This window comes from Bradyrhizobium australiense, assembly GCF_013114825.1.
GTDB lineage: Bacteria > Pseudomonadota > Alphaproteobacteria > Rhizobiales > Xanthobacteraceae > Bradyrhizobium > Bradyrhizobium australiense.
Map to the genome: position 1 here is coordinate 1 of NZ_JAAVLX010000031.1, position 4,455 is coordinate 4,455.

The 4,455-nt window shown below is 58.3% G+C and carries 4 protein-coding genes and 3 pseudogenes; 5 read left to right on the forward strand and 2 right to left on the reverse strand.

Annotation, left to right across the window (positions count from 1 at the left end; all coding sequences use genetic code 11):
• The coding region (locus HCN58_RS35075; protein WP_283814705.1) for a carbamoyltransferase N-terminal domain-containing protein at positions 1-306 on the reverse strand (306 nt) is incomplete at its 3' end.
• Between the two features lie 246 nt (positions 307-552).
• Between HCN58_RS35075 and HCN58_RS37865 the strand changes: the two are divergent.
• From HCN58_RS37865 to HCN58_RS37300, 5 genes and pseudogenes are all read left to right on the forward strand, one after another.
• A pseudogene (locus HCN58_RS37865) lies at positions 553-1,306 on the forward strand (IS91 family transposase); the annotation flags it as partial.
• A 399-nt stretch (positions 1,307-1,705) separates the two neighbouring features.
• A pseudogene (tnpC, locus tag HCN58_RS35090) lies at positions 1,706-2,364 on the forward strand (IS66 family transposase); the annotation flags it as partial.
• Between the two features lie 63 nt (positions 2,365-2,427).
• Positions 2,428-2,712 (forward strand): hypothetical protein, encoded by a 285-nt coding sequence (locus HCN58_RS37755; RefSeq protein ID WP_376701263.1) that lies wholly within the window; start codon positions 2,428-2,430, stop codon positions 2,710-2,712.
• A 307-nt stretch (positions 2,713-3,019) separates the two neighbouring features.
• Positions 3,020-3,415 (forward strand): helix-turn-helix domain-containing protein, encoded by a 396-nt coding sequence (locus HCN58_RS37295; protein ID WP_210266303.1) that lies wholly within the window; start codon positions 3,020-3,022, stop codon positions 3,413-3,415.
• Complete coding sequence (locus tag HCN58_RS37300; protein WP_210266304.1) at positions 3,412-3,924, forward strand: transposase; 513 nt, start codon at positions 3,412-3,414, stop codon at positions 3,922-3,924. The genes HCN58_RS37295 and HCN58_RS37300 overlap by 4 nt, the downstream gene beginning before the upstream one ends.
• A 152-nt stretch (positions 3,925-4,076) precedes the next feature.
• On the opposite strand, the pseudogene tnpA reads toward HCN58_RS37300, so the two are convergent.
• A pseudogene (tnpA, locus tag HCN58_RS35105) lies at positions 4,077-4,448 on the reverse strand (IS200/IS605 family transposase).
• Between the last annotated feature and the right edge of the window lie 7 nt (positions 4,449-4,455).

Below are 4,455 nucleotides of genomic sequence, written 5' to 3' on the forward strand. Positions count from 1 at the left end.
GCGTGAATCGAGAAGGCCCTCGGCATCTCGTTCAGCATACGATGCCCACTTGAGAGTGACAGGTTCCGCCCCACTGAGGACCTGAAAACCCTCCCTCCACCACCCGCCGTCGACGACGAACTGATCAACATCGCGCGGATCGAGACCGTGCTCCGCCAAGACGGCAACAATGGCGTCGAGATTGTCGATGGCTTGATACCTGTAATTGTTGCCCCGCTTCTCTTGCTCGACGCAAAAGATGAGCCGTCCGTCCTCGACAAGAGCAATCGCTCCGTCATGCCTCAGTTTGATACCGCAGGTTAGCATAGCTCTCCCCTCCATCTGTAAGACATGCCCATCACCGCTTAGCCGATTGGACACGCCGGGCGCTTTGACGACATCGGGCCGAATTGGCGCCCTGTACAAATCTTGGGGCACATCGACGGTCCTTCGTTCAAGCAAACTAAACCACTAGCTATGTCGCTTGGGCAGCTACCAAATGGGATAGGCTGGAGCGCGACAGAGTGAGTGAGCCGCGTCAAAATAGGAGGGCGTCTACAACATTCTGTTTGGGCCGCCGCCGAGACGTTGCGCACCATTGCGGCTGACCCCAAGCATCTGGGGCGCCCATACTTGGAGCCAGTGTCTTTCTCATCATCCGCATCTCTATTGCGTAGTCCCGGGTGGCGGCATTTCCTCGGATGGCACGCGATGGATTTCCTGCCGGTCGAATTTCTCTCTGCCCATCCCCGTGCTGGCGCGTCTGTATCGTCGACTGTTCCTCGATCATCTTCAGCAAGCCTTCGACGCAGACGACCTGCAGTTCTTTTTCCCCTGGAACCACTTCGGATACGCAACACCTTTTTGCGTCAGATTGCTCCCATCCGGAAGAAGCACTAGGTGGCCTACGCGAATCGACCCTTCGCCGGACAGAAGAAGTCCTCAAATATATTGCACAATACACACACCGGGTCGCCGTCTCCAACGATCGCCTGCTCGATATCGATGACGAGAAGGTTCGGTTTCGCTGGAAGGATTATCGCGATGGCAACCTCCACAAGACGATGACACTTGGCGCTATATCCGTAGATTCCTGGTTCATGTGCTTCCCGACGGATTCCAACGCCGTCGCTATTTCGGCTTCCTCGCCAATCGCTACCGGGCTGAGAAGCTCGCTTTGTGTCGGCAGCTCATGCAAATGCCGCCGTCCACGGTCACCCACGATGCCAATACAGACTACAGAGATCGATATAAGGCACTTACGGGCATCTCTCTAAGAACATGTCCGCTGTGTTGCTCTGGAACTATGGTGGTCATCGAAACTTTCCAATGCACTTACAGTCGTACGTTCGCGGATACATCAAGACCGTCAGCAGCAGCAACTCACCATCACAAAATCGGCCGACCTTGCGCGATTACGGGAGCGGGACAATTTTCGCCACGCGCCACTTCACATCGCAATTTTGTTGCTGTTTGCTCGTCATCATTGCCTCCCACGCGTCATCGCATCTGCTGAAATCTCCTGTCGCCTCTCTTCGCGGCCGTCTTTTCCGTTCCTCGCAACTGCTTGCCGAGTTGCAATACCCATAGCTGTGGCATTGCCGTGCCCGGCGGTTTAGTCGTTTTAGCCCACCGGCACGGATAGAATCTCGTGCACAACCGCCGCAGTGGCCGTTCCGCCGGGCTAAAAACGCTCTCTATGTGTTGAGCAACACATAATGACCGGTTCAACGCTCTCTTTGATCCCGGACGCAAGGCAGTGCCCGTTACGGCCGCTTTCTGCGGGGCACACGTCGTAGTGCATTCTTCGAGCTGGCTGATATCGCCCAGAACGCGCGGCGCGGACGTTCCGCGATGGCGATCTCGCCCATTGCGCTGGGGGCGGTCCGTCGGATTGACCAGCTGTTCGAGATCGAGCGCGAGATCCACGGGTTGAGTCCCGAGGAGCGGCTGCGGGTCCGCCAAGAGAGAAGCGCGCCGCTGTTGAGCGATCTTGAGGCTTGGCTGCGGGCGGAATGCGCCCGGCTCTCGCGCTCGTCCAATGTGATCAAGCCGATCAACTATCTGTTGAACCGGCGGGACGGCTTCGTCCGCTTTGCCCATGATGGAAGGATTTGCATGACCAACAATGCTGCGGAACGAGCGCTGCGCGGTTTTGCTCTGGGAAGAAAATCCTGGCTCTTCGCTGGCTCCGATCGCGGTGCCGATCGGGCCGCCGTGATGGCGACGCTCATCATGACGGCGCGGCTCAACAACATCGATCCGAAAGCCTGGCTCGCTGACGTCCTCGCGCGCATCGCCAACATGCCGCAAAGCCGGCTGCACGAGTTGTTGCCGTGGAACTGGACGCCGCCCACGTCGGCGCCCTGCACTCAGACGGCGTAATCATGCACGTCAGCAAAGGATCTCGGCGAAGACGAGGACTGGCTGGGGGACATCGCCAATGGAATGGATCCCGAAGACGGCCTCATCTGGGTCTTCGGTCTCGGTGACGATGGCGTCATGGCGTTCACTGACTTCGGCATCGAAAACCTGATGGAGCTCATCAGGATACACAAGGAAAACCCGAACTCCTCAAACGGTGAAATCGGTGGGTCCACTGTCCGAGGCTTAGCTCGGATGGATACGGGATCTGCGCCGCTGCCCCGATTTGACACGCTCGGTGTCGAATCCGCCCTCTGGCGGCTCAGAACGGCGCCAGATCGTTGGCGGTTTAAGTCGTTTGAGCCCTAGGCAAACCGCTTCCATGAAATCGGCATCCACGGAACTGAAAAGCGTGTTCGTGGATTCCGCGTTTTAGTTTGTCCGAATGAGGATTGGTATCATGGCAACAGGCGGCACGCAGTCGAGTTGGCGATGACCGAGGAGGAAATTGAGACCTTGACGGCTCTTTCGAGGTCGCGGACCAAGCCGGCGAGCCGGGTATCGCGGGTGGCGATGCTGCTAGCCTACCGCGAGAACCCGTCGTTTCTTGCCTGGCCCGAAGACTTGCCGTCCATCATCAGACGGTCCAGCGCTGCGTTGAGCGGGCGGTTGCCTTGTGGCGGCACTCGACGACCGACCTCGACCAGGCAGGGAGCCGGTGATCACTCTGGAGGCCAAGGCCTGGCTGGTGTCTTTGGCATACGACAAGGCCAAGGAGCACGGCTATCCGCACGAGTTGTGGACGACGCGGCTGCTGGCACGCCATGCGCGCGATCACGGCCCGTCGGCGGGGCACCAGCGCCTTGCCAACCTGGTCCAGGGCACCGTGTGCAAGATTCTCGGCCAAGAGGAAATCAAACCGCAGAAGGTGCGCTACTATCTGGAGCGTCGCGACGCCGAGTTCGAGCAGAAAATGGCGGAGGTCCTGTGTGTCTATCGCGAGGTCCAGGTCCTGAAAAAGGCCGCCGCCAAGTCGAAAAAAAACCAAGCAAGAAATCAGGCAAGCCGGTGACGATCGTCTCCTACGACGAAAAGCCGGGAATCCAGACCATCGCGACGACGGCGCCGGATTTGCCGCCGGTGCCGGGCATCTATCCGACCTTTCCGCGCGCTTTTGAGTATCGACGTCACGGCACGGCGGGGATCGATCTACTGACCGGGAAGGTCCACGCGCTCGTCAAAGACTGCCACCGCAGCCGCGAGTTCGTCGAATTTCTCAAACTTCTCGATGCCGCTTATCCGGCCAGGACCACGATTAAGTTGATCCTCGACAATCATTCCGCACACATCTCGAAAGAAACCAGAGCCTGGCTCGAGACGCGACCCGTAGGCCGCTTCGAGCACGGCTCCTGGCTCAACCTCATCGAGGGCTTCTTCTCCAAGTTCGCCCGCTCCGCCCTGCGCCACATCAGGGTGACCTCAAAACACGAACTCAAGGAGCGCATCATGGCCGGCATCGACGACATCAATCAGTATCCGGTCATCCACACTTGGTTCTACAAGCTTGCTGAGGCCGCCTGATGTGATTCGAACCACCAAAACGCTGACCGATTGAAGAGCGAGGTTGAGGTAAGTATCCCCCGGCAAAGCCGGGGCTTTAGGAATTGGGCCGCTCAAAGCGGCCGTGGGACGCTAACGCGTCCCCTCATCTTGTTGGCCGCCTGAAGGCGGTCTTAGCGCCACATGTTCAATTGGTCGAGCCGGGTATCCTCGGAGCGGATGTACTCCCTGATCACCGCTTCGTCTCGACCAACGGTCGAGACGAAGTATCCTCTGGCCCAAAAATGCTGCCCCACGATGTTGCGCTTCCTCTCTCCATAGACCCGTGGCCAGATGGATTGCGCTCTTGCCCTTGATGTACCCAATCACTTGCGACACCGCATATTTGGGCGGGATCTATATCATCATGTGAACATGATCGGGCATCAGATGCCCTCTTCGACCCTGCACTCCTTCTGCATTGCCAATCTGCGGAATACCTCCCCGAGATGCTGCCTCAACTCCCCGTACAGCGTCTTCCGCCGGCACTTCGGAATGAAGACCACATGATAT